The sequence below is a fragment of the Pseudonocardia sp. UM4_GMWB1 genome (genome assembly GCF_017312155.1).
In the GTDB taxonomy this organism is placed as follows: Bacteria; Actinomycetota; Actinomycetes; order Mycobacteriales; family Pseudonocardiaceae; genus Pseudonocardia; species Pseudonocardia alni.
The window spans coordinates 5307514-5329478 of sequence record NZ_QJPN01000001.1; the positions used below are offsets into that span (position 1 = coordinate 5307514).

The window sequence follows — 21965 nt, forward strand, 5'->3', positions numbered from 1 at the left end:
GCCTCAGACCGGGCGGACGCTCCGCCCGGCCACCGAGACGACGTCGCCGCGACGGAGCTGGGCGCCCCGGCGGTGCTCCGGTGCCCCGTTGACCGTGACCTCGCCCGCCTCGAGGATCTCGCGGGCGTGCACGCCGTCCTCGGCGAGCCCGGCGAGCTTCAGGAACTGACCGACCCGGATCGGCTCCTCGCGGATGGGCACGTCCTGCGGGGGCTGTGGCGTCCTCATGTCCCCAGTGTCCCCGCCGTAGCATCACCCGGCGTGGGTGACCACTACTTCAGCGCCACGCCGTCCGTCGCGAGCCACCGCGGGTCGGTCCGCCTGCACACGTCCGACGTGGACCTGTCGCTGGTGACCGACACCGGGGTCTTCTCGCACAGCCGCCTCGACCGCGGGACGAGGGTGCTGCTCGACACCGCACCCATGCCGCCGGTCCGCGGCCCGCTGCTCGACGTCGGCTGCGGCTACGGCCCGATCGCGCTCACCCTGGCCAGCCGGCGCCGCCGGCTTCCGGTGTGGGCGGTGGACCTCAACGAGCGCGCGCTGGGCCTCACCCGGGAGAACGCCGACGCGGCCGGGCTGGGCAACGTGACCGCCTGCCGTCCCGAGGAGGTCCCCGACGACGTCACCTTCGCCGGGATCTACTCCAACCCGCCGATCCGCTCCGGCAAGACCGCGCTGCACGAGCTGCTGCTGCGCTGGCTCCCGCGGCTCCTCCCGGACGGGCGGGCATACCTGGTGGTGGCCAAGAACCTGGGTTCGGACTCGCTGCAACGGTGGCTGAGCGACGAGCAGGGCTTCCCGACGACCCGCCTGGCCTCCGAGCGCGGCTACCGGGTGCTGGAGGTCGCACCGGCGCCCTGAGCGGGCGGGAGCAGCCCGTCGACGAGTGCGTCGACGACGGTGTCGGCCGGGGTGTCCGGGTCGATGGACAGGGTCAGCCGGTCCAGGAGCAGGCCGTCGACCGCGTAGTGGAACAGCGCGATCTCCGCGGGCCCGCCGGGCAGTCCCGCGGCCCGGTTGTAGGCGACGTCGGCGGCGAACCCGGTGCGCAGCCACTCCCCCATGACCTCGGCGACCTCCGGGCGCCGGGCGGCCTCCAGGCGGAGCTCGAACAGCGCCAGCGTCACCTCCCGCTCCGCACCGAGCCGGCGCACGATGTCGCGGACGTGGTCGGCGAACATCGCGGGCCCCGCCTCCCCCGTACGCAGCCCGGCGACGGTGTCCGGGTCCGGCGCCAGCCGCTGCCCGATCCGGTCGGCCAGCGCACGGACGAGCTCGGCACGGGTCCGGAAGTAGTTCGACGCCGTGCCGGTCGGGACGCCGGCCTCCCGGTCCAGCGCGCGGTGGGTCAGCCCCCGGGCGCCCTCGCGGGCCAGGACGGCCAGCCCCGCGTCGGCCAGCCGCTGCCTGCGGTCGTCGTTGCGTGCCATGCGGGCACCCTAGACGAACCACGACGCCTGTTGTACTTTCGACGACCACGACACCCGTCGTGGTTGTCTCGACCCGGAGGTCTGCGCATGCGCGAGCTCGTCTACTACGTCGCGGTCTCGCTCGACGGCCGCGTCGCGGCCCCCGACGACACCTTCGACGCCTTCCCGCAGACCGGCGACCACATCGACATGATCCTGCGGGAGTGGACCGACACGGTCCCGGCCGTCGGGCTGGAGGTGCTCGGGCTGACCGCGGACAACAGCCGGTTCGACACCGTGCTGATGGGCTGGAACACCTACGCCGCGGGCCTGGCGGTCACCGCCGACCCGTACCCGCACCTGGAGCAGTACGTCCTGTCGCGCAGCCGTCCCGCCGACGCGGTGCCCGCCGGGATCACCCTGACCGGGCGCGACCCGGTGGAGCTCGTCCGGGAGCTGAAGCAACGCACCGGCGCCGGCATCTGGCTCTGCGGGGGCGGGCGGCTCGCGGCCGCGCTGGCGGGCGAGATCGACCGGCTGGTGCTCAAGGTGAACCCGGTCGTGCTCGGGGCGGGCAAGCCCCTGTTCGACGACGGCGGCGGGTACCGGCCGCAGTCGTGGGACCTGGTGCGGTCGACGCCGTACCGCTCCGGAGTGATCGTCGCCGAGTACGCGCGGGTCCCCTGACAGGACGAAGGCCCCCGGGGTGCTCCCCGGGGGCCTTCGTGAGTGGTAGCGGGGGCAGGATTCGAACCTGCGACCTCTGGGTTATGAGCCCAGCGAGCTACCGAGCTGCTCCACCCCGCGCCGTCCGGGACCGCGTGCGATCCCGTCTGTGTTGTGTCACCACCGTACACCGGCCGTTCACCGGACCTCCGAGGGGGGTCGCTCCCGGCGACGGGGCCGGACCCCACGAAGAACGAAGGCCCCCAGGAGATCCTGGGGGCCTTCGTGGGTGGTAGCGGGGGCAGGATTCGAACCTGCGACCTCTGGGTTATGAGCCCAGCGAGCTACCGAGCTGCTCCACCCCGCGCCGAACGGAACCACGTGCGTTCCGTCTGTGTTGTAAGAGCAACCCTACACGCCGGGCCGGACCCCACCCGCAGGGGGGTCCGGCCCGACGATGATCAGCCGCCGGCGCCCTGGAACGCCGCGACCGCACGGTCCAGTTCGGCCAGCGCCTCGCCCTGCCTGGCGAAGTCACCGGACTGCTGGGCCGCCTTGAGCTCGTTCAGCGCCGCGCGGATCTGCTGCGCCGCGGTCGCCTGCGCCGCGTTGGGCGCCGCCGGGGTCTGGGCGCCCTGTCCGTTCGGCGTGGCCGGCGTCGTGGGCGTCGTCGGCTGGGCGGGCTGCCCGGTCGTCGGAGCGGCACCGCCCGCGGCGGCACCGGCTCCGGCGCCGAACACCTCGTCGAGGGCCCGGGACAGGCTCGCGTCGTAGCCGAGCCGGTCGCCGTAGAACACCAGGACGCGGGCCAGCTGCGGATAGGTCGAGTTGTCCTGACCGCCCGCCCGCTCGATGTACACCGGCTCGACGTAGAGCAGACCACCGGCCACCGGCAGCGTCAGCAGGTTGCCGTAGTCGATCGTGGTCTGGTTCTGCCGCAGCAGGTTCAGCTCGGAGGAGACCTCGGGCGAGCCGAGGAACCGGGCCTGGACCTGCTGCGGGCCGAGCGTCTGGGTCTCGTTCGGCAGCTGCAGCACGGTCAGCTTCCCGTAGGTGTCCGGGTCCGAGCTGGCCGAGACGTACGAGGCGAGGAACTGCCGCCGCAGGCTCACCAGCGCGCTGGTGAGCTGGAACGACGCGCCCTCCTGCCCCGGAAGACCCGCGTAGATGTAGTACGGCGGCTGCGCGTCCTGGCTGCCGCCGTTGCCGCCCTGCACGGTCGGGTCGGACGGGACGTCCCAGAACGACACGGTGGAGAAGAACTCGTTCGGGTCGTCGACGTGGTAGCGGGTCAGCAGCTCACGCTGGACCTTGAACTGGTCCTCCGGGTAGCGCAGGTGGGCCTGCAGGTCCGGGGTGATCGCCGAGCGCGGCTCGACCGTGCCCGGGAACGCCTTCTCCCAGGTCTGCAGCACCGGGTCGGACTCGTCGAAGGCGAAGAGCTTCACGGTGCCGTCGTAGGCGTCGACCGTGGCCTTCACCGAGTTGCGCAGGTAGCTGATCGTGTCGTTCGGCAGCTGCTGGCCATTGGGCCCGAGCCGGGAGTCCGACGTGGCGTCGCCCAGCTGCACGCGCTCGGCGTAGGGGAAGTTCTGCAGCGTGGTGTAACCGTCGACGATCCACTGCACCCGCCCGTCGACGACGGCCGGGTACGGGTCGTTGTCCAGCGTCAGCCACGGGGCCACCGCCTGCACGCGGTCCCGCGGGTTCCGGACGTACATGATCCTCGAGTCGGCGTTGATGGAGTTGTTGAACAGGATGTTCCGCTCGCCGTAGGCCAGCGCGAACACCGAGCGGTTGAACAGCCCGCCGATCGGGACGCCGCCGGCGCCGGTGTAGGTGTACTGCGCCTCGTCGGAGTCGTACTCCCGCGGCGCGGTACCCGGCTCGGCACCGACGATCGAGTACTGGTTGTCGAGCAGCTCGCCGTAGTAGATGCGGGGCTGCTGGACGGGCACGAAGCCCTGCTGCTGGGTGTCGGAGACCTGGAAGTTCGGCAGGCCGCCGGAGCCGCCCGCATCCTCCAGGGCCTCGTTCACCTGGTTCGCCGGAGCGGCCACGATCCCGTTGCCGTGGGTGTAGACCAGGTGCCGGTTGATCCAGTCCTGCTGGTTGTTCACCAGGCCGTTGGCGTTCATCTCGCGCGCCGCGACGACGTAGTCACGGGTCTCGCCGTCGACGGTGTAGCGGTCGATGTCGAGGTTGGGCGAGAACCCGTAGAAGTTCCGTCGCTGTTGGAGCTGGGTGAACGTGCGATTGAGCTTGCCCGGGTCGAGCAGCCGGATGTTGGGGATGGTGTCGGTGTCGGCCCGGACCTGGGCCGGTGTCGCCTCCGACGTGCCCGCGTAGGGCGCGATGTCGACCTTGTCCGGCCCGATGCCGAAGGCGTCCCGGGTCGCCGCGATGTTGCGTTCGATCGACGGGGCCTCGTTGACGTTCGCGTTGGGCGCGACGACGAACTGCTGCAGCACCAGCGGGAACGCCGTGCCGACCAGGATCGAGGAGACGACCAGCATGACCACGGCGACCGCCGGGATCTGCAGGTTCTGGCGGAACGCGGCGACGAAGAACGCGAGCGCGCAGATCACCGCGATGACCAGCAGGATCAGCTTGGCCGGCAGGACCGCGTTGAGGTCGGTGTAGGTGGCGCCGTAGAACGTCTGCGCATTGCGGTTGGACCACAGCAGGTCGTAGCGGTCGAACCAGTACGCAACGGCCTTGAGCAGCACGAACACCCCGGCGAGCACGGCGAGCTGGGCACGCGCGGCGGTGGAGACGAAGCCGGAGCGGCCGGACAGCCGGATGCCCCCGAAGATGTAGTGGGTCACCAGCGCGAGCACGAAGCAGATCGCGACGGCGACGAACAGCCAGTTCAGGCTCATCCGCAGGAACGGCAGGGTGAAGGCGTAGAACCCGATGTCGTTGCCGAACTCGGGATCGGCGCGGCCGAACGGGGTGCCGTGCAGGAACATCTGCACGGTCTGCCACTGCGTCGGCGCCGCGAGCCCGGCGATCAGACCGATCACGACCGGAACGCCGACGGCGAACAGGCGCAGGCGCTGGATGATCGTGGTCCGGTAGCGCGCGACCGGGTCCTCGGGTCCGGACACCGGCACGAAGACCGGGCGGTAGCGGTAGGCCAGCCACAGCGTCAGCGCGACCAGGCCGCCCACCACCAGGGCCACGACCCCGAAGAGCACGATCTGGGTGAACAGCCGGGTGAGCTGGACGCTCCGGAAACCGACCTCGCCGAACCACAGGTAGTCGACATAGAAGTTCAGCAGCCGCGAGCCACCGAGCAGAAGCACTACGAGGACGCCCGCGGCGACCAGCAGGATCCGGGTTCGGCGGGTCAGCGACGGCGCTCCCACAGGGGGCCGCATGGACGACACGGGCACACTCCACAGTTCGGGTACGACTCGTGGAGAGCGCGGCCGGCTGGGGCGACGGCACGGTTCTCCGAGGGCAACTGTACGGAGGTTCGGTGAAGTCGCGGTCGGGTCCCGGTGTGTCGGGACGAAAACGACACATCGGGCGGCACCCACCGGGCTCTCCGACCGCATCGTCGCAGGACGGGCCGGGGTCGGGCGCGCCGTCGTCGTCGCACGATCGTAGGGTTCCCTCCCGTGGGCGTTCGATCTTCGACGTGGGTGACCGCGGTCCTCGTACTGCTGGCCCTCACGGCGGTCGGGACCGTGGTCCCCGCGCCGGTCGTCGCCCTCGGGCCGGGGCCGACCTTCGACACCCTCGGTGAGGTCGAGGGCACGCCTGTCGTGTCCGCGGAGGGCCTGCCGACCTACCCGACGACCGGGCACCTGAACATGACCACCGTCGGCGTCACCGACGGGATCTCGACGCTGCGGGCGCTGGGCATGTGGGCCTCGGGCACCTACCGGCTCGCGCCGCGCTGGTCGCTGTACCCGCCCGGCGAGTCCACCGAACAGGTCACCCAGGCCAACCAGCAGGAGTTCGACGGCTCGATCGCGAACGCCGAGGCCGCGGCGCTGACCCACCTGCGCCTGCCGACCCGGGTCACGGTCGGCGCGCTGACCGACGGCTCGCCGTCGGCGGGGGTGCTGGAACCCGGCGACGAGATCCGCGCCGTCGGCGCCACCCCGGTGACCTCGGTCCAGGGCCTGCTCGACGCCATGGGGACCGCCCGCCCCAGGCAGCCGGTCACTCTCACCGTCCGCCGCGGGGACGCCGCGCCGCGCCAGGTCGCCGTCACCCCGGCCGCCCACCCGGACGACCCGGCGCGGGCCTTCCTGGGCATCACCCCGGCCACCTCCCCAGCCGAGGGACAGAAGCTGACCATCACCCTGGGCGACGTCGGCGGCCCCTCGGCCGGGCTGATGTTCAGCCTGGCGCTGGTCGACAAGCTGACCCCGGGTCCGCTGACCGGCGGCCGGTTCGTCGCCGGCACCGGCACCATCGACGCCGAGGGCCGGGTCGGGCCGATCAGCGGCATCCGGTTCAAGATGCTGAAGGCCCGCGAGGTCGGTGCGCAGACGTTCCTGGTGCCCGCCGCGAACTGCACCGAGGCCGCCGAGGACGCGCCCGACGGGCTCCGGCTCGTGCGGGTCGGGACCCTCGACGAGGCGGTCGGGGCGCTGACCACCCTCGACACCGGCGGTACGCCGGCCGGCTGCTCGTAGTTCCCCGGTCCGCTCCCGGCGAACACCGCCCCACCAGGCCCGATCCACCGGCTGTCGGGGCGGCGACCACCCCCCGGGCCCGCGTACGGTGGACGCCATGAGCGACGTCCCCTTCGGCTTCGGCCCCGCCGACCGTGACCGCGACCGCGAGCCCGGCGACCAGCCCGACTCGGGTTCCGGCGACGCCTCCGGCAAGGACGGGGGCACGTCGGGCAAGGACGGGAAGGGCGAGCCCGAGGGCCCGAAGGACCCGTTCGGCTTCGGGTCGCACCCCCAGTCCGACGACCCGTCGGGCGCGTCCGGCGGCGCGGGCCAGAACCCGTTCGCGGCGTTCGGCATGGGCGGGATCCCCGGCATGCCGGGTATGCCCGGCGGGGGCCAGTTCGACATGAGCCAGCTCGGGCAGATGCTGTCCCAGCTCGGCCAGATGCTCTCCAGCAGCGGCTCCTCCGACGACGGCCCCGTCGACTACGACCTCGCCGCCCGGATCGCCACCCAGCAGCTCGCGCAGTCGACGTCGTCGCTCACCGACGCCCAGCGCACCGGGGTCGCCGAGGCCGTGAAGCTCGCGGAGCTGTGGCTCGACCCGGCGACGTCGTTCCCCTCCTCCGGCGGCGAGGTGAAGGCCTGGACGCCGTCGGACTGGGTGCGGGCCGGCATGCCGACCTGGAAGCGGCTCTGCGACCCGGTCGCGACGCGGCTGTCGTCGGCCTGGGTCGAGGGTCTGCCCGAGGAGGTCCGCGGCGCGGCGGGCCCGATGCTGGGGATGCTCGGCAAGATGGGCGGGATGGCGTTCGGCAGCCAGCTCGGCCAGGGCCTGGCGCAGCTCGGCAAGGAGGTGCTGACCTCCACCGAGCTCGGCATCCCGGTCGGCCCGGAGCGCACCTCCGCACTGCTGCCCGAAGCCGTCGCCCGGTTCACCGAGGGCCTGGACCGCCCGGCCGGTGAGGTCACGCTGTTCCTCGCCGCGCGCGAGGCCGCCCACCAGCGGCTGTTCACCCACGTGCACTGGCTGCGCGAGCGGCTGCTCGGCGCCGTCGAGGAGTACGCCCGCGGCATCACCGTGGACACCTCGCGGATCGAGGAGCTCGCCCGCGGGATCGACCCGTCGAACCCGGAGTCGATCCAGGAGGCCATGCAGTCCGGCATGTTCGAGCCGGAGGACACACCGCAGCAGAAGGCGGCGCTGGCCCGGCTGGAGACCCTCCTCGCCCTGATCGAGGGCTGGGTGGACACCGTCGTCGCCGAGGCGCTGACCGAGCGGCTGCCCGGGGCCGAGGCGATGCGCGAGACGATGCGCCGCCGCCGTGCCTCGGGCGGGCCCGCGGAGCAGGCGTTCGCGACGATCGTCGGGCTGGAGCTGCGGCCGCGGAAGCTGCGGGCCGCTGCGGACCTCTGGAAGCTGCTGGGCGCCGAGCGCGGCGTCGAGGGCCGCGACGCGGTCTGGGCGCACCCGGACCTGATCCCGTCGGCCGACGACCTGGACGACCCGGCCGCCTTCGTGCGCGGCGGTGCGACCGGCGGGGCGGTCCCGGACGACCCGATCGCCGAGCTGGAGCGCCAGATGGCGGCCGACGCGGAGAAGGGGAAGACCGAGGCGTCCGGGACCCCGGAGGAGCCCGGGACGGAGAAGTCCTCCGCGGAGGACACCGACGGCGAGGACGGGACGGACCGGAAGGACTCCTGAGCCCGGCTCAGGTCCCGGTCGCGCGGACCGGCTCCATCCCGGGGCCGGTCCCGCCGAACCCGCCGACCTCACCGTCGGCGTCGGCGACCCCGTCGGGCTCGTCGGCGGTGGCCGGGTCGCCGTCGACACCGGTGATGCCGAGCTCCGCGGCCGCGTTGAGGCCCTCCAGGTAGCCGATGGCCCGCTCCGTGCGCGGGTAGCGGCGCACCCAGGACCAGAAGACGTCGTCGTGCGCGGCGGACAGCAGGTGGGCCAGCTCGTGCACCAGCACGTAGTCGACGACCCAGCCCGGCGCGTCCCGCAGGCGCTCGCTGATCCGGATCGTGGCGTCGTCGGGGGTGCAGGACGCCCAGCGGGTGCGCATCGTCGGCACCCACCGGATCGACGACGGCCGCGCGCGCCCCTCCAACCATCGCTTCGACAGCTCCAGGCCGCGGCGCGCCAGGGCCTCGTCGTTGTTGCGGCCCGGTGAGCGGCGGCGGGCCTCGCTCGCCTCGACGCGCCGCACCATCTCCGCGACCCAATCGCGTTCCTGTTCGGCGGACATCCAGCCCGGGATGAACACGACGAGCCGTTCCCCCTCCCGCCGGGCACTGACCATGCGCTTCCGGCGGGCGCTGCGTCGGACCTCTACCGGGGGACTCGCCATGGCTCCAGGGTAGGCCGCCCCGGTTCGCGGATGCGAACGGCGCGGACGTGTTCCGGCCCCGTCGCCGCACGGAGCGGGCACCGTGGCACCGGTGACCGGACTGCCCGCACGGCTCGCGCTCGCCGCCCACCTCGCCGTCCTCCCGGCCGGGCCACGAGCCCGCCGGATCGGGTCCGGCCCACCCCGGGCCCGGCTGCTGGAGGAGCTGTCCCCCGCCGCCGTCGACGCACTGGACCGGCTCGCCGACGGCCCGTGCCCGACCGGTGCGCTCACCCGGGGCGACGACGAGGTCGCGGTGCTGCTCGCCGTCCTGTGGCGGGCGGGGCTGCTCGCCGACCCGGACGTCGTGGACCGGGTCCGGCGGCGCCGGGAGGGCACGCTGGTCGAGGTCCGCGGCAACGGCGCGCTCGCCGTGGCGGTCGTCGCCGGACTGGCCCGGGCCGGGATCGGACAGCTGTACCCGCAGGTCGGCGGGGTGACGGGCGCCGACGACGTGCTGGCCGGGCTGCCGGTGGGGCCGGGCCGGGACCGCGGGGAGGAGCTGCGCACGTTCCTGCGCGACGCCGGTGTCGACACCGATCCGCCCCGGCGGGTGCCCGCGGACCTGGTGGTGCTCGCCGACGACGGGCCGATGCCGCCGGAGGCTCCGTCGGAGCACCTGTTCGTGGCCCTGCGCGACGGCCGCGGCGTGGTGGGGCCGCTCGTCCTGCCGGGTCGGGGGCCGTGTCCCGGTTGCGCGGGGGCGCCCGGTGCGGCCGGCGGACCGTCGTCGGCGGCACCGCACGTGCTGGTCGCGACGGCGGCGGTGGCGGTCGGCCAGGTGCTCGCCGCCGTCGACGGGCCGGTGCGTGGCGGCCGGCCGCCCGCGTCGTGGGGAGCGGTGCTGGAGGTCGACGCGGACGCGGCGACGGTCGTCACCCGTCCGGGGTTCCGACGACCCGGTTGTTCCTGCGGCACAGCGGCTGCGGCGGTACCGGACAGCGCACCGGGGCCCACCGCGCCGTGCGGGAATCCCCCGGCCGGGTGGACAATCACCGTGTGAGCGACATTCCCCGAAGAACCGCCTCGCGCACCGCCAAGCTCGCCGGCCTCCCGCTCGGCGTCGCCGGACGTGCCGCAGCAGGGTTCGGGCGCCGTCTCACGGGTGGTGACCGCGACGAGATCGCGGCCCAGCTCGCGACCAAGAGCGCCGAGCAGCTGTTCGAGGTGCTCGGCGAGCTCAAGGGCGGCGCGATGAAGTTCGGGCAGGCGCTCAGCGTGTTCGAGGCGGCCGTGCCCGACGAGTACGCCGAGCCCTACCGCGAGGCGCTCACCAAGCTGCAGTCCGCGGCGCCGCCGATGCCCATGGCAGACGTCGACTACATGCTCACCCAGCAGTTCGGGCGGTCCTGGCGGTCCCGGTTCGCCGACTTCGACGAGACGCCCGCCGCCTCGGCCAGCATCGGCCAGGTGCACCGCGCGGTCTGGAAGCGCGACGGCCGCGAGGTCGCGGTCAAGGTGCAGTACCCCGGCGCCGAGGAGGCGCTGCGCTCGGACCTGCGTCAGCTCGGGCGGATGAGCCGCATCCTGCAGCCGCTGGTCCCCGGTATGGAGATCAAGCCGCTGGTCGCGGAGCTCAAGGACCGCATGGAGGAGGAGCTCGACTACCGCGACGAGGCCGCGTACCAGCGCGAGTTCGCCGCGTTCTACGAGGACGACCCGGACGTGAAGATCCCCCGCGTGGTCGGTTCGGCCCCCAAGGCCGTCATCACGGAGTGGGTACAGGGCCGCCCGCTGGCCTCGATCATCCGCGACGGCACCCGCGAGGAGCGCGACCACGCGGGCAACCAGCTGGCCCGCTTCCACTACTCTGCGCCGGACCGCGCGCACCTGCTGCACGCCGACCCGCACCCCGGCAACTTCGGGATCCTCGACGACGGCCGTCTGCTCGTCCTCGACTTCGGTGCGGTCGCCCGGATGCCCGACGGCATGCCCCCCGAGCTGGTCACGATGACCAAGTACGCGCTCGAGGGGCGCAGCGGCGACCTGATGGCCCTGATGCGCTCGGCCGGGTTCGTCCGCGACGGCGCCCGGATCGAGTCCGAGCAGATCCTCGGCTACCTCGCACCCTTCACCGAGCCGCTGGGGTCCGAGGAGTTCCACTTCAGCCGCCGATGGATCCAGAAGCAGGCCGAGCGGGTCGGTGATCTCCGTAGCCCGGAGGCGGCGATCGGCCGGTCGCTGAACCTGCCCCCGCGGTTCCTGCTGGTGCACCGGGTGACGATGGGGACCGTCGGCATCCTGTGCCAGCTCGACTCCCACGTGCGGCTGCGGGAGATCGTCGCCGAGTGGCAGCCGGAGATGTTCGAGCCGGACGCCCCGACCGGCTGACCTCCCTTCGCTACTCCGGTCCTGCGGGACGGGGGTGTCCTGTCGTCGCTTTGCTCTGCTCACCGATACGCAGCAGCGCAGGTCGGCGCCACTGGCGGGGTCTTCGGGGGCGTCGTGGGGTCAGGGGCGGACGCGGAGCCCGTCGAGTACCCGGTCGAGCGCGGCCCGCGCCGCGCCCCGGTCGCCCGCGCTCCCCGGTCCGGTCGTCCTCCCGCCACCCCGTCGTGGGTCCGACCCGCCGGTCGGCGGTTCCGCGCCGGCCCCGGGTCGCTGGCACCGGGCCGCTCCCGGTCGGCGCCGGCTCCGGGTCTCGCTCCCCATGGGCCGTGCCGGGCTCCGCGAGCCACATGGCGTGCTCGTTCATGGCTCCCGACAGCAGTCGGGCCAGCGGCTCGACCGGCTGCGCACCGGCGCCCCGCGCTCGCCGGGATCGGCCGGCGCCTCGACAAGGTGCCGTCCCGACGACTCGGCGCCCAGCTCGCGCCGGCGCGCCCCAGCCCAGCAGGCCGGGCCCGTCGACGAGCATGATCCGCGCCGCAGACGGCTCCGTGCGGCGCCGAGGAACACCCGGCACCCGGCGACGAGCCGCCCCCACGGGTCGGGGACCGCCTCCCCGCGTCGACCACCCGATCCGCCACCCGGTCCGCCACCGCTCCAGGACCGCGGCGAACAGCGCCGCGCTGCCGTCGAACTGATGGGAGGGCGAGCCCGTCGTCACCCCGGCCCCGGCGACGACGGTCGGCAGCCCGACCGCGCCGTACCCGTTGTGGGCGAACAGGCACTCCGCCTCGTCCAGCAGCGCCTACCGGGTCCGCTCGCGCTGTCCGGACCGAACGCCATGCCCCCTCCCCGATTGACGTACCGAAGGTACGTCACTAGATTTCACATACCGTATGTATGCGAATGGGAGGGTGCCGTGCTCCGCAGCTGCTACCCGGTCCTCGCGACGGCCGATGTCCCGGCCGCCCGCGCGTTCTGGACCGGTCCGATGGGATTCGAGGTCGTCTTCGACACCGACTGGTACGTCAGCCTCCGTCGCGGACGCTTCGAGCTCGCCGTCCTCGACCGGGACCATCCGACGATCCCGGCGGCGTACCGCGGCCGGTCCGCCGCCGGGACGCTGGTGAACCTCGAGGTCGACGACGTCGACGCCGAGTGGGACCGTCTCGTCGTCCGCGGTGGGCTGGAGGCGCTGCTAACGGTACGCGACGAGGACTTCGGGCAGCGGCACTTCGTCGTCGCCGGGCCGGACGGGGTACTGGTCGACGTGATCACCGAGATCGTCCCGTCGGCGGAGTTCGCCGACGCCTTCACGGAGTCGCCAGCGCCCTGAACTGGGGTGTTGCGTATCGGTGAGCAGAGCAAAGCGACGAGGAGGCACCCTCTCCCACCGGCGGACCGGCAGGCCCCGGACACGACGGTGCCCCGCCCGGACGTCGGGTCCGGACGGGGCACCGATCGCATCGGTCGGCGGCGGGATCAGCCGGCGCGCAGCCGCGCCCGCTCGGCGCGGGAGGCGGCCCAGGCCGCGATCCGGGACCAGCCGCGGCCCGCGGTGAGCCGGCGTGCGAGCCGGTGCTCGGCCGCCGCCCGTTGTGCCTCCTGCTGATGGGATCTCGCCAGCGCTTCCTGGATGAGCGTCATCACGTTCTCCTGGTTCACGAGGTGGGACGAACGGTCGGTGCGGGGAATCGGTCGCACGGCCGGTGCCGGCTTCAGGTCGTTCATGTCTCGGTCTCCTCGGGTCTGGTGGGTCGGCGGCGCCGCGGTGCGCGTCGCGCCCGTGCAGCTGTGGTCAGCGGCTCGCGGCCAGGGCCAGGGCCCGGTCGCGCTCCAGGTCGGCCTTGCGGGGACGCCCCCTCGGGCGCTTGCGTGGGATCACCCGACCGTGGTCGAAGATCTCGCCTCCCCACACACCCCACGGCTCGGCGCGCTCCAGCGCACCGTCCAGGCAGGCCTGCCGGAGCGGGCAGCCGCCGCAGCGGGACTTCGCCTCCTCCAGCTCGGCCGGGGCCTCGGCGAACCACAGGTCGGCGTCGCCGTTGCGGCAGGGCAGGGCTGAGCCCACGCTCGGCACGGACCGCAGCCGCACCTCGTCGGGTCCGGCGCCGCCGCCGGACTGCTCGGTGATCATTCCGCCGTCACACGGAACGGATCGCACGTACACGATCGACCTCCTCGATCGAACTTCTCTGTAACTGGTCAGACCGGCCTGGTCGGGATCTGTCATCTCTCGGGACGGAATCGGGGACAAAAAAATCGGGGCCGCGGAACCCGTGTGCGTGGGTTCCGCGGCCCCGATGGGACTCGCTGGGTGCTGAGGGTCAGGTACCCCCTCGGCGCCCGGGAACGAACGCAGCTGTGCACTTGTCATCGAAGATCGGGCCGGTGACCGCGACCGGCATGCCGCCCAGCGGGTACACCTCACCCGTGGCGCGGAGCGTCGACGGCGCGAGCAGCGCCACCCCCTGGTGGCGACGACGGACGCCGGACTCCCCGGTGACCGCGATGCCCGCGTGAGCGACGTCGTGCGCGACGACGGTCTGCTCCGGGACGCACACCGGGGCCGGGACGGACAGGGTCATGCCGATCAGGTCGGTCGTGTCGATCGTGCCCATCTCGTCACCTCCTCCGGTTCCGTCCGCGGTCTCCCGCGCGACGCGTCTGTGTCGGGAGCATGGCGCTCCACCTGGTGCCGACGACAGTAGAAGTGCTGCGCACGGCACGGCAACCGATTATTCGAAGTCTCGCCGGAAGTTCACGCCGATCCCTACCGAAGAGGGGGTCGTGAACCCTCCGCCGCGTGCTCGGCGAGCACCCGCAGCACGTCGTCGCCGTAGCGGTCCAGCTTGGCCGCGCCGATCCCCGGGATGCCCACCAGCGCCGACGGTCCGGCGGGCCGCTGCTCCGCGATCGCGGTGAGCGTCGCGTCGGTGAGCACGACGAAGCCGGGCACGTCCTGCGCCTTCGCCGCCGCCGACCGCCACTGCTTGAGGCGGTCCAGCAATTCCAGGTCCACATCGGACGGGCAGTCGTCGCAGCGCAAGAGCTTGGTGGCGGTGGTCCCGAACAGCGGGGTCCCGCAGACGCGGCACTTGGGCCGGGCACCCCCGGGCCGGCGCTCGCCGGCCACCCGGGACGCCGGGTGCGAGTCCGGGATCAGTCCGTACAGGAACCGCGAGCGGCGTCGCTTCGGACCGCGCCCGGAGGCCCGGGTCAGCGACCACGACATCGACAGCACCCGCCGGGCGCGGGTGACGCCGACGTAGAACAGCCGGCGTTCCTCCTCGACGGCGGCCTCGTCGTCCCCGGCGTGACCGATGGGGAGGGTGCCGTCGGCGAGTCCGACGAGGAACACCGCATCCCACTCCAGGCCCTTCGCTGCGTGCAACGACGCCAGCGTGACGCCGTTGACGACGGGCGCCTGCGCGTGGTCGGCGCGGGTCTCCAGCTCCCCGCACAACCGGCGCAGGTCGGCCTGCGGCTCGACCGCGGCCAGCTCCTCGGCGACGCCGACCAGCGCCAGCAGCGACTCCCACTGCGCGCGCAGCGTCGCGCCCTTCGGCGGCTCGTCGGTCAGCCCGGCGCGGGCGGTGAGCACCGCGCGGGTGACGTCGACGAGATCGGTGCCCGGCCGCTGGTCCGGCGCTGCGGTGCGCAGCGCGAGCATCGCCCGGCGGATCTCGGGCCGGTTGAAGAACCGCTCCCCGCCGCGGATCTGGTAGGGCACGCCGGCGTCGGACAGGGCCTGCTCGAACGCCTCGGACTGGGCGTTGATCCGGAACAGCACCGCGATCTCCGACGGCTCGGTGCCGTCGTTGATCAGGGTCAGGATCCGGCCCGCGACGGCGGCGGCCTCCCCGGCCTCGTCGTCGTGCTCGGAGAAGTCCGGGTCGGGGCCGGGCGGGAGCTGCCCGATGAGCTGCAGCCGGGACCCGGCGGGCCGGTTGCGGGCGGCGCCGATCAGCTGGTTCGCGCAGCCGACGATCTGCGGGGTGGAGCGGTAGTCGCGCTGCAGGCGCACGACCGCGGCGTCGGGGAAACGGCGCGGGAACTCCAGCAGGTACCGGGGGGAGGCGCCGGCGAAAGTGTAGATCGTCTGGTTGGCGTCGCCGACGACGGTGAGGTCGTCGCGGTCGCCGAGCCAGGCGTCGAGCAGGCGCTGCTGCAACGGGGTGACGTCCTGGTACTCGTCGACGACGAAGCACCGGTAACGGGACCGGAACTCCTCGGCGACGCCGCCGTGCTCCTCCAGCGCGATCGCGGTGTGCAGGAGCAGGTCGTCGAAGTCGAGCTGCTCGCTCGCGTTCTTCAGCTCCTCGTACGCGGCGTAGACGGCGGCCACCTGCTCGGCCGGGCCGGGGGTGTCGCGGCGACGGCGGGCGACCTCGCCCGCGTAGTCCGACGGGGCGACCAGGGTCGACTTCGCCCACTCGATCTCGGAGGCGAGGTCGCGCAGCGCGTCGGAGTCGGTGCCGGCCCGGGCGCGGGCGGCCGCCTGGCCGACGAGCCGCAGCTTGCCGTCGAGCAGCGGCCACGGGCTGCCGCCGACCATCTGTGGCCAGAAGTAGCGCAGCTGACGCAGCGCCGCGGCGTGGAAGGTGCGGGCCTGCACCCCGGAGGCGTCGAGGGCGCGCAGCCGGGTGCGCAGCTCCCCCGCGGCGCGGGCGGTGAAGGTGACGGCGAGGACCTGGGTGGCGGCGACGTGGCCCGAGGTCACCAGGTGGGCGATCCGCCGGGTGATCGTGCGGGTCTTACCGGTGCCCGCCCCCGCGAGGACGCAGACCGGGCCGCGCGGCGCGTGCACCGCGGCCCGTTGCTCGGGGTCCAGACCGTCCGCGCCGATCGGGGCCGCCGGGTCCGGCACGGCGCGGGTCGCACGGGCGGGGCGGGTGGTGGATCGGGACGGCACCCACCCATCCTGACACCCACCCCCGACGGTCACGGGTCGCCCGTCCCGCCCGTCCGGGTGCCGGGCAGGTCACAGCGGGGCGGGAAGAATCCCGCGAGCGGGCCCGTTGTACCCGGTATGGCGGACCTGACGATGTACACGACCAGCTGGTGCGGCTTCTGCCGTCGTCTCAAGCTGCAGCTCGACCAGGCCGGCATCGGCTACCGCGAGATCGACATCGAGCGTGAGCCGGACGCCGTGGCGTTCGTCGAGAAGGCCAACGGCGGCAACCGCACGGTGCCGACCGTCGTCTTCCCGGACGAGTCGGTCGCGACGAACCCCAGCTTCTCCGAGGTGAAGACCCGGCTCGGGGTCTGACACCTCCCTCTGATCTCCCACCACGGAGCGCGGCGGCCCGCCACCGGTACCTCACCGGGGGCGGGCCGCCGCTTCGTCTGCGGGGTCAGCCCCCGGCGGCGGCCCAGGACTCCAGCATGGTGCGTGCGATCGAAACCTTCCCCGGCAGCATGACCACCGGTCCGTCGGTGGGTTCGGGCTCGTCCCGGGTGCCCCAGTCGCCGCGGGCCAGTGCCGCCCGCAGCGTGTCCCGGGTGATCCACAGGGCGTCGGCGATCTCGCCGTCCTGCGGCGTCAGCGGGACCTCCGGGTCCCCGATCGCGTGGAAGCCGACCATCAGCGACCGCGGGAACGGCCACGCCTGGCTGCCGAGGTACCGCACGTCGGACACGGCGATGCCGACCTCCTCGGAGATCTCGCGGTGCACACACGCCTCCAGCGACTCGCCGGACTCGACGAACCCGGCGAGCACCGAGTAGCGCCCGGCCGGCCACACCGGCTGGCGGGCGAGCAGGACGCGGTCCGCACCGTCGTGCACCAGGCAGATGATCGCCGGGTCGGTGCGCGGGTACTCCTCGTGGCCGTTGTCGCAGACCCGGGCCCAGCCCGCGTTGTGCGGGCGGGTGCGGGTGCCGTCGATCGCGCAGAACCGGGCCCGGTCGTGCCAGTTCAGCGTGGCGACCGCGCCGGTGAGCAGCCCGGACCCGAGCGGGTCGAGGAACGCGCCCGCGGCGCGCAGGTCCGCCCACTCCCCCTCGCCGGTGAAGATGTCGCTGTCGGCGGTGCGTTCGGTCCCGACGCGCACCGCCCAGTACGGGACGCCCTCGCGCTCGCCGAGCAGCACGGCCTCGGCCGGCGGCTCCGCGGCGACGTCGGTGCCCGCGCGGGTCCGGACGTGCCCGCCACGGCCCGCCGCGTCGTCCCAGGCGGCGGCGTCGACCTCGCGGAACTCGCGGCCCGGTTCGACCTCCCAGTCCACCGGGGTGCGTCCGGACTCGTCGACGACGACCACGCGCGCCGTCGCCCACGTGTCGCGCACGTAGGCCGGGTCCAGGCGCCGGTTCTCGTCGCGGGAGAGCGCGTTGCGCGACAGCACCGGCTCCTCGGTCAGGGAGAAGTCCCCGGGGCTCATCGCCCGCCTCCGCGGACCACGCCGCCGAGCGCGGCGAGCGGTGGCCCGACCACGTCGGCGTCCCCGACGACCACCCCGGTGAACCGGGTCGGCGCGAACAGCGCGGTGGCGGCCGCGGCGACCTCGTCGACGGTGACCGCCTCCAGCCGGCGCGGCCGGTCCCGGAGCCAGTCGACGTCGAGCCCGGCGGCGTGCAGCGCGGACAGGGTGCCGGCCAGCGCGGACTGGCTGTCCAGCGAGATCAGCAGCGAGCCGATCGCGTAGCGACGGGCCGAGGTGACCTCCTGCTCGGTCGGCGGGACCGCGACCATGCGGCCGAGCTCGTAGCGGGTCTCGAGCAGGGCGGCGGCCGTGACGTCGGAGGCGACGTCGGCGTCGAGACCGAGCACCGCGCCACCGGGCACGAACTCCTGCCCGGAGTGCGCGCCGTACGTGTAGCCCTTGTCCTCGCGGATGTTCTCCATCCAGCGCGAGGAGAAGTAACCGCCGAACACGAGGTTCGCGAGCTGGAACGCGGTGTAGCGCTCGTCGGTGCGGTCCAGGCCGGGCGCGGTGAGACGCAGCTGGGACTGCACGGAGCCGGGCCGGTGGACCAGCTCCAGGTCGCCCGCCTGCGGCACCGGCGGGGCGGACAGCCACCGGGCGGGGTGGTCTCCGGTCCACCCCCCGAGCCGGCGGGCGACCTCGGCGATCGCGGCCTCGGGGTCGATGTCCCCGACGAGGACCAGGCTCGCCCCGTCCGGGACGACGACGTCGGCGTGCAGCTCCCGCACGCGCTCGGGGGTGACCGCGGCGACGGCCTCGGCGGTCGGCATCTCCGAGACGATGGGGTGGTCGCCGAAGCGGCGGCGCATCAGCGCCTCGCGGGCGACGGTGCGCGGCTGCGCGCGGGCGACGGCGATCCGCTCGGCCAGCCGGGACCGCTCGCGGGCGACCTCGACGTCGGAGTGGGTGGCGGCGGTGAGGACGTCGGCGAGGACGTCGAGGACCGTCGGCAGACCGGTGGCCAGCGCGGAGCCGCCCGCCTGCAGGTACTCCGGGTCGACGGCGACGCCGAGTTCCCCGCCGACCGAGGCGAGCGCGTCGTCGATGCCGATCCGGTCGCGGCCCGCGGTGCCGGTCAGGATGGTCTCGGCGAGCACCTCGGTGCCCGCGGTGCGGGCGGCGTCGGCGACCGGCTCCGGCGAGGCGGCCGGGATACGCAGGACGGTCTCGACGAGCGGGACCCCGGGGCGGCGCGCGGCCAGGACGGTCAGCCCGTTCGGCAGGGTCTCGGTGAGCACGTCCGGCAGCGGCACCTCCTTGGTGCGGCCGAGCGCGGGCAACGGGCGGGGGCCGCGCTCGGTGCGGCCGATCTCCTCCGCGCTGCGGTGTGTGCGGGCGGCGCTCACGCGGAGCCCCCTTCGGTGTGGTTCACGGTGCCGGGACGGGTCGGAGCGCTCACGCGTCGCCGTCCCCGGACGGTTCGGCGGCCGGCTCGACCAGCAGGACGGCCCGCCCGGAGGAACGCAGCCGGGCGGCCGCGGCGGCGACGTCGGCACCGGTCAGGGCGGCCAGCCTGCCGGGGAGCTCCACGGCGAGCTCGGCGCGGCCGTAGAGCAGTTCGCGGGCGCCGAGCCCGAGCATCCGGTACATGACACGGTCGTCCTCGCGGTGCAGCGCGGCGACCCAGCGGGCGGTCTGGCGCTCCAGCTCCTCGGTGCCGGGGCCCTGCTCGGCGAGGCGGTCCAGCTCCTCGTCGACCGCGGCGGTGACCCGGTCCGCGGACACCTCGGTCGGGTGCACGGCGGTGATCGTGAAGGTGTCGGGGTCGCGGGCGTCGAACGGGCCGCCCATCAGGCCGTTGGACGCCGAGACGTCGGTGACCAGGCCGGCTCCGTCGGCGCCGCCGTGGACCAGGCGGCGCTGCAGCCGCGAGGCCTCGCCGTCGGCCAGGACGGTGGCGAGCATGGCGTGGGCCAGGTAGGCGTCGGGCTCCGCGGCCGGGTCGGGGACGCGGTAGCCGAGCGCCAGGGCGGGCAGCGGGGCGTGGGCGTCGGCCACGGTCTGCCGCCGCTCCGCGCCGGGAGCGGGCTCGGCGAACGACGGCCGCTGCGGGACGGGCCGGGCGGGGATGTCCCCGAAGTGCCGCTCGACCAGGGCGAGGGTGCCGTCGACGCCGTGCTCGGACAGGTCACCGTGCACGGTGACCAGCGCGTTGCCCGGCGCGTAGAAGGTGTCGAAGAACGCGGCCGCGTCGTCCAGGCTCGCCTGCTCCAGCTCGGAGAAGTCGCCGTAGCCGTTGTGCGCGTTCGGGAAGGTGTCGTAGAGGACCGGCGGCAGCAGGATCCACGGGAACCCGCCGTAGGGGCGGTTGTGGACGTTGAGCCGGATCTCCTCCTTCACGACGTCCACCTGGTTGCGCAGGTTCTCGACGGTGAGCTTCGGGGCGCGCAGCCGGTCGGACTCCAGGAACAGCGCCCGCTCCAGCGCCGCACCGGGCAGCACCTGGAAGTAGTCGGTGTAGTCCTGGTGGGTCGAGCCGTTGAAGATCCCGCCCGCGGACTGGACCTGCCGGAAGTGCTCCAGCTTCTCCAGGCTCTCGCTGCCCTGGAACATCAGGTGCTCGAACAGGTGCGCGAAGCCGGTGCGGCCCTCCGGCTCGGAACGGAAGCCCACGTCGACGTGCACCGAGACCCCGACCACCGGGGTGGCCGGGTCCGGGACGACGAGCACGCGCAGCCCGTTGGCCAGCGTGGCCCGGTGCAGCTCGAGAGCGGATTTGTCGGCGATCACGGACACGGGAGCGAGGCTATCCCCCACCCCCGACAACCTGCCCGGTCAGGCGTGCTCGGGCGGCAGGATCACGAACTGGCGCAGCCCGAGGTCGCGGTAGGTGACCGGGCCGCGGGGGCCGGGGGTGTGGTCGACGTTGATGCCGGTCTCGGGCAGGCCCAGCAGCTTGTAGCCGTCGAGCAGCCGCGACGGCGCGTTCCAGAACACCCCGGTGCCGGTGTAGCGGTCGATGAAACGGTGCGCGACCTGCTCGTCGGCGGCGCAGATCGTCGCGGCCAGGCCGGAGGTCTCCCGGGCGGCGGTGTCGGCGGCGTCGTCGGGGCCGTCGACGACGGCGACCGTCACGTGCGCCTCGGCGCCGGAGTCCAGCGCCCACTCGTGACCGAGCGGGTGGTCGTGCGGGGGCAGCGACAGCGCGATGCCGCGGGCGTCGAGGGCGGCCTTCGCGACCGGCAGCAGGGTGTCGTAGACGGGCCGGTCGACGAGCAGCAGGTTGAGCCGGTTGCAGACGCCGAGCCGGTCGGTCGAGTCGGTGACCAGGCGCGTGACGTCGGCCTCGGTGGCGCTGGCGTCGAGGTAGAGGACGCCGCCGCCGTCGGCGTGGGCGAGCACCCGGGTGCCCGCGGTCGCGCCGAGCACGGACAGCTTGCGGGTGACGTCCCCGGACCCGCGGACGACGACCAGCGGCACCAGGTCGGGCAACCCGACGAGGGCCTCGGCGCCGGCGTGGCCGGGCAGCGGGACGAGCTGCACGGCGGCCTCGGGGAGCCCGGCGTCGGCCAGTGCGGGGCGCAGCACCTGCTCGACGAGCGCGGTGGCACTGCCGAGCGCGGCGGACCCGGTGCGCAGGACGGCGGCGCTGCGGGCCTTGAGGACCTGCGAGGCGACGTCGACGGTCACGTTCGGCCGGGCCTCGAACACCGCGCCGATGACGCCGACCGGGATGCGCCGTTCGAACACCCGCTCGCCGGTCTCCAGCGTGCGGACCGGCCACTCGGTGGGCGGCTCGGGGGTCGCGGCGAGCACCTCGAGCTGGGTGGCGATGCCGGCGAGCCGCTCGGGGTCCAGCCGCAGCCGGTCGAGCAGGCCCGCCGCCATGCCGTTCCGCTCGGCGGCGGCGACGTCGGCGGCGTTGACGTCGAGCAGCTCGTGTGCCCGGTCCCGGATCAGCGAGGCGGCGGCGCGCAGGGCGTCGTCGATCCGGCCCTCGCCCGCGGCGCGGACGGCCGGGGCGGCGGCCCGGGCGCGCTGCGCGGCCTCACGGACGGCGGCGAACTCCGGCGCCTCGGTCGTCTCCTGCGGGGTGGTCACGGTGCTGCTCACGCAGGTCAGGTTAGGCGGTCGCCGTCGCGGGCCCGACCGGGTATCCGG

At 73.9% G+C, this 21965-nt stretch carries 21 protein-coding genes and 2 tRNA genes; 8 read left to right on the forward strand and 15 right to left on the reverse strand.

All coding sequences use genetic code 11. The annotated features are described in order from the left end of the window. Positions 1-3: 3 nt before the first annotated feature. Positions 4-228: an RNA-binding S4 domain-containing protein gene (locus DMP15_RS24845; protein ID WP_073578357.1), complete on the reverse strand. Its 225-nt coding sequence runs from the start codon at positions 226-228 to the stop codon at positions 4-6. 33 nt (positions 229-261) lie between these two features. Here DMP15_RS24845 and DMP15_RS24850 point away from each other — a divergent pair, with 33 nt between their 5' ends. Next, positions 262-864: a class I SAM-dependent methyltransferase gene (locus DMP15_RS24850; protein ID WP_073578356.1), complete on the forward strand. Its 603-nt coding sequence runs from the start codon at positions 262-264 to the stop codon at positions 862-864. Here DMP15_RS24850 and DMP15_RS24855 read toward each other — a convergent pair. After that, positions 831-1433, reverse strand: a complete 603-nt coding sequence (locus DMP15_RS24855) for a TetR/AcrR family transcriptional regulator (RefSeq protein WP_337826519.1) — start codon at positions 1431-1433, stop codon at positions 831-833. The genes DMP15_RS24850 and DMP15_RS24855 overlap by 34 nt on opposite strands. An 87-nt stretch (positions 1434-1520) precedes the next feature. On the opposite strand from DMP15_RS24855, the gene DMP15_RS24860 reads away from it, so the two are divergent. Continuing rightward, positions 1521-2099, forward strand: coding sequence for a dihydrofolate reductase family protein (locus DMP15_RS24860; protein ID WP_337826520.1), 579 nt, complete (start codon positions 1521-1523; stop codon positions 2097-2099). A 43-nt stretch (positions 2100-2142) separates the two neighbouring features. On the opposite strand, the gene DMP15_RS24865 is transcribed toward DMP15_RS24860, so the two are convergent. The 3 genes from DMP15_RS24865 to DMP15_RS24875 all read right to left on the reverse strand — a co-directional run bounded on the left by DMP15_RS24865 (position 2143) and on the right by DMP15_RS24875 (position 5461). Further along, positions 2143-2219, reverse strand: a tRNA-Met gene (locus tag DMP15_RS24865). A 149-nt stretch (positions 2220-2368) separates the two neighbouring features. Beyond that, positions 2369-2445 (reverse strand) — tRNA-Met (locus DMP15_RS24870). A gap of 94 nt (positions 2446-2539) precedes the next feature. Beyond that, on the reverse strand, positions 2540-5461 hold the full coding sequence (locus tag DMP15_RS24875; RefSeq protein ID WP_073578391.1) for a UPF0182 family protein: 2922 nt from the start codon (positions 5459-5461) through the stop codon (positions 2540-2542). 267 nt (positions 5462-5728) lie between these two features. Between DMP15_RS24875 and DMP15_RS24880 the strand changes: the two genes are divergently transcribed. After that, positions 5729-6733, forward strand: a complete 1005-nt coding sequence (locus DMP15_RS24880) for a YlbL family protein (protein ID WP_083659145.1) — start codon at positions 5729-5731, stop codon at positions 6731-6733. 97 nt (positions 6734-6830) lie between these two features. Beyond that, positions 6831-8420 carry a zinc-dependent metalloprotease gene (locus tag DMP15_RS24885; RefSeq protein ID WP_337826521.1) on the forward strand — a complete coding sequence of 530 codons (1590 nt, stop codon included), beginning with the start codon at positions 6831-6833 and terminating at the stop codon, positions 8418-8420. Between the two features lie 7 nt (positions 8421-8427). Here DMP15_RS24885 and DMP15_RS24890 read toward each other — a convergent pair whose 3' ends face one another. Beyond that, on the reverse strand, positions 8428-9069 hold the full coding sequence (locus DMP15_RS24890) for a M48 metallopeptidase family protein (protein WP_083659144.1): 642 nt from the start codon (positions 9067-9069) through the stop codon (positions 8428-8430). 91 nt (positions 9070-9160) lie between these two features. On the opposite strand from DMP15_RS24890, the gene DMP15_RS24895 reads away from it, so the two are divergent. Both DMP15_RS24895 and DMP15_RS24900 read left to right on the forward strand, forming a co-directional pair. Next, positions 9161-10111 carry a hypothetical protein gene (locus tag DMP15_RS24895; RefSeq protein WP_139283037.1) on the forward strand — a complete coding sequence of 317 codons (951 nt, stop codon included), beginning with the start codon at positions 9161-9163 and terminating at the stop codon, positions 10109-10111. Next, complete coding sequence (locus tag DMP15_RS24900) at positions 10108-11439, forward strand: ABC1 kinase family protein (protein WP_073578350.1); 1332 nt, start codon at positions 10108-10110, stop codon at positions 11437-11439. Before DMP15_RS24895 ends, DMP15_RS24900 begins: the two co-directional genes overlap by 4 nt. A gap of 10 nt (positions 11440-11449) precedes the next feature. On the opposite strand, the gene DMP15_RS30385 is transcribed toward DMP15_RS24900, so the two are convergent. Next, on the reverse strand, positions 11450-12238 hold the full coding sequence (locus DMP15_RS30385) for a helix-turn-helix domain-containing protein (protein WP_139283041.1): 789 nt from the start codon (positions 12236-12238) through the stop codon (positions 11450-11452). A 117-nt stretch (positions 12239-12355) separates the two neighbouring features. On the opposite strand from DMP15_RS30385, the gene DMP15_RS24905 reads away from it, so the two are divergent. Next, positions 12356-12772: a VOC family protein gene (locus DMP15_RS24905; RefSeq protein WP_073578348.1), complete on the forward strand. Its 417-nt coding sequence runs from the start codon at positions 12356-12358 to the stop codon at positions 12770-12772. A gap of 146 nt (positions 12773-12918) precedes the next feature. On the opposite strand, the gene DMP15_RS24910 is transcribed toward DMP15_RS24905, so the two are convergent. The 4 genes from DMP15_RS24910 to DMP15_RS24925 all read right to left on the reverse strand — a co-directional run bounded on the left by DMP15_RS24910 (position 12919) and on the right by DMP15_RS24925 (position 16306). After that, a complete protein-coding gene (locus DMP15_RS24910) occupies positions 12919-13167 on the reverse strand; it encodes a hypothetical protein (protein WP_073578347.1) in 249 nt (82 codons plus the stop codon). A gap of 67 nt (positions 13168-13234) precedes the next feature. Beyond that, the gene (locus DMP15_RS24915) at positions 13235-13573 is read right to left on the reverse strand and encodes a WhiB family transcriptional regulator (RefSeq protein ID WP_083474559.1); all 339 of its coding nucleotides are present in this window, start codon (positions 13571-13573) and stop codon (positions 13235-13237) included. 190 nt (positions 13574-13763) lie between these two features. Continuing rightward, entirely contained in the window at positions 13764-14057 is a 294-nt protein-coding gene (locus DMP15_RS24920; protein WP_073578346.1) for a hypothetical protein, read from the reverse strand. Between the two features lie 152 nt (positions 14058-14209). Continuing rightward, on the reverse strand, positions 14210-16306 hold the full coding sequence (locus DMP15_RS24925; protein ID WP_073578390.1) for a UvrD-helicase domain-containing protein: 2097 nt from the start codon (positions 16304-16306) through the stop codon (positions 14210-14212). A 177-nt stretch (positions 16307-16483) separates the two neighbouring features. On the opposite strand from DMP15_RS24925, the gene DMP15_RS24930 reads away from it, so the two are divergent. Then, positions 16484-16708, forward strand: a complete 225-nt coding sequence (locus DMP15_RS24930) for a glutaredoxin domain-containing protein (protein WP_280118320.1) — start codon at positions 16484-16486, stop codon at positions 16706-16708. Between the two features lie 85 nt (positions 16709-16793). Here DMP15_RS24930 and nudC read toward each other — a convergent pair whose 3' ends face one another. From nudC to DMP15_RS24950, 4 genes are read right to left on the reverse strand one after another with little or no spacing between them, the layout of a single operon-like run. Further along, positions 16794-17819 carry an NAD(+) diphosphatase gene (gene nudC / locus DMP15_RS24935; RefSeq protein WP_073578345.1) on the reverse strand — a complete coding sequence of 342 codons (1026 nt, stop codon included), beginning with the start codon at positions 17817-17819 and terminating at the stop codon, positions 16794-16796. Then, positions 17816-19210 (reverse strand): M16 family metallopeptidase, encoded by a 1395-nt coding sequence (locus DMP15_RS24940; protein ID WP_073578344.1) that lies wholly within the window; start codon positions 19208-19210, stop codon positions 17816-17818. The genes nudC and DMP15_RS24940 overlap by 4 nt, the downstream gene beginning before the upstream one ends. Before the next feature lie 49 nt (positions 19211-19259). Beyond that, a complete protein-coding gene (locus DMP15_RS24945; protein WP_174565923.1) occupies positions 19260-20600 on the reverse strand; it encodes an insulinase family protein in 1341 nt (446 codons plus the stop codon). A gap of 39 nt (positions 20601-20639) precedes the next feature. Further along, positions 20640-21917: an aldehyde dehydrogenase family protein gene (locus tag DMP15_RS24950; protein ID WP_179760967.1), complete on the reverse strand. Its 1278-nt coding sequence runs from the start codon at positions 21915-21917 to the stop codon at positions 20640-20642. Positions 21918-21965: the final 48 nt, after the last annotated feature.

Coding starts and splice junctions, on each gene's coding strand:
- DMP15_RS24875 (WP_073578391.1), bottom strand. CDS start 5,461: ATGCGGCCCCCTGTGGGAGCGCCGTCGCTGACCCGCCGAACCCGGATC.
- DMP15_RS24860 (WP_337826520.1), top strand. CDS start 1,521: ATGCGCGAGCTCGTCTACTACGTCGCGGTCTCGCTCGACGGCCGCGTC.
- DMP15_RS24910 (WP_073578347.1), bottom strand. CDS start 13,167: ATGAACGACCTGAAGCCGGCACCGGCCGTGCGACCGATTCCCCGCACC.
- DMP15_RS24930 (WP_280118320.1), top strand. CDS start 16,484: ATGTACACGACCAGCTGGTGCGGCTTCTGCCGTCGTCTCAAGCTGCAG.
- DMP15_RS24890 (WP_083659144.1), bottom strand. CDS start 9,069: ATGGCGAGTCCCCCGGTAGAGGTCCGACGCAGCGCCCGCCGGAAGCGC.
- nudC (WP_073578345.1), bottom strand. CDS start 17,819: ATGAGCCCCGGGGACTTCTCCCTGACCGAGGAGCCGGTGCTGTCGCGC.
- DMP15_RS24915 (WP_083474559.1), bottom strand. CDS start 13,573: ATGATCACCGAGCAGTCCGGCGGCGGCGCCGGACCCGACGAGGTGCGG.
- DMP15_RS24920 (WP_073578346.1), bottom strand. CDS start 14,057: ATGGGCACGATCGACACGACCGACCTGATCGGCATGACCCTGTCCGTC.
- DMP15_RS24845 (WP_073578357.1), bottom strand. CDS start 228: ATGAGGACGCCACAGCCCCCGCAGGACGTGCCCATCCGCGAGGAGCCG.
- DMP15_RS24855 (WP_337826519.1), bottom strand. CDS start 1,433: ATGGCACGCAACGACGACCGCAGGCAGCGGCTGGCCGACGCGGGGCTG.
- DMP15_RS24885 (WP_337826521.1), top strand. CDS start 6,831: ATGAGCGACGTCCCCTTCGGCTTCGGCCCCGCCGACCGTGACCGCGAC.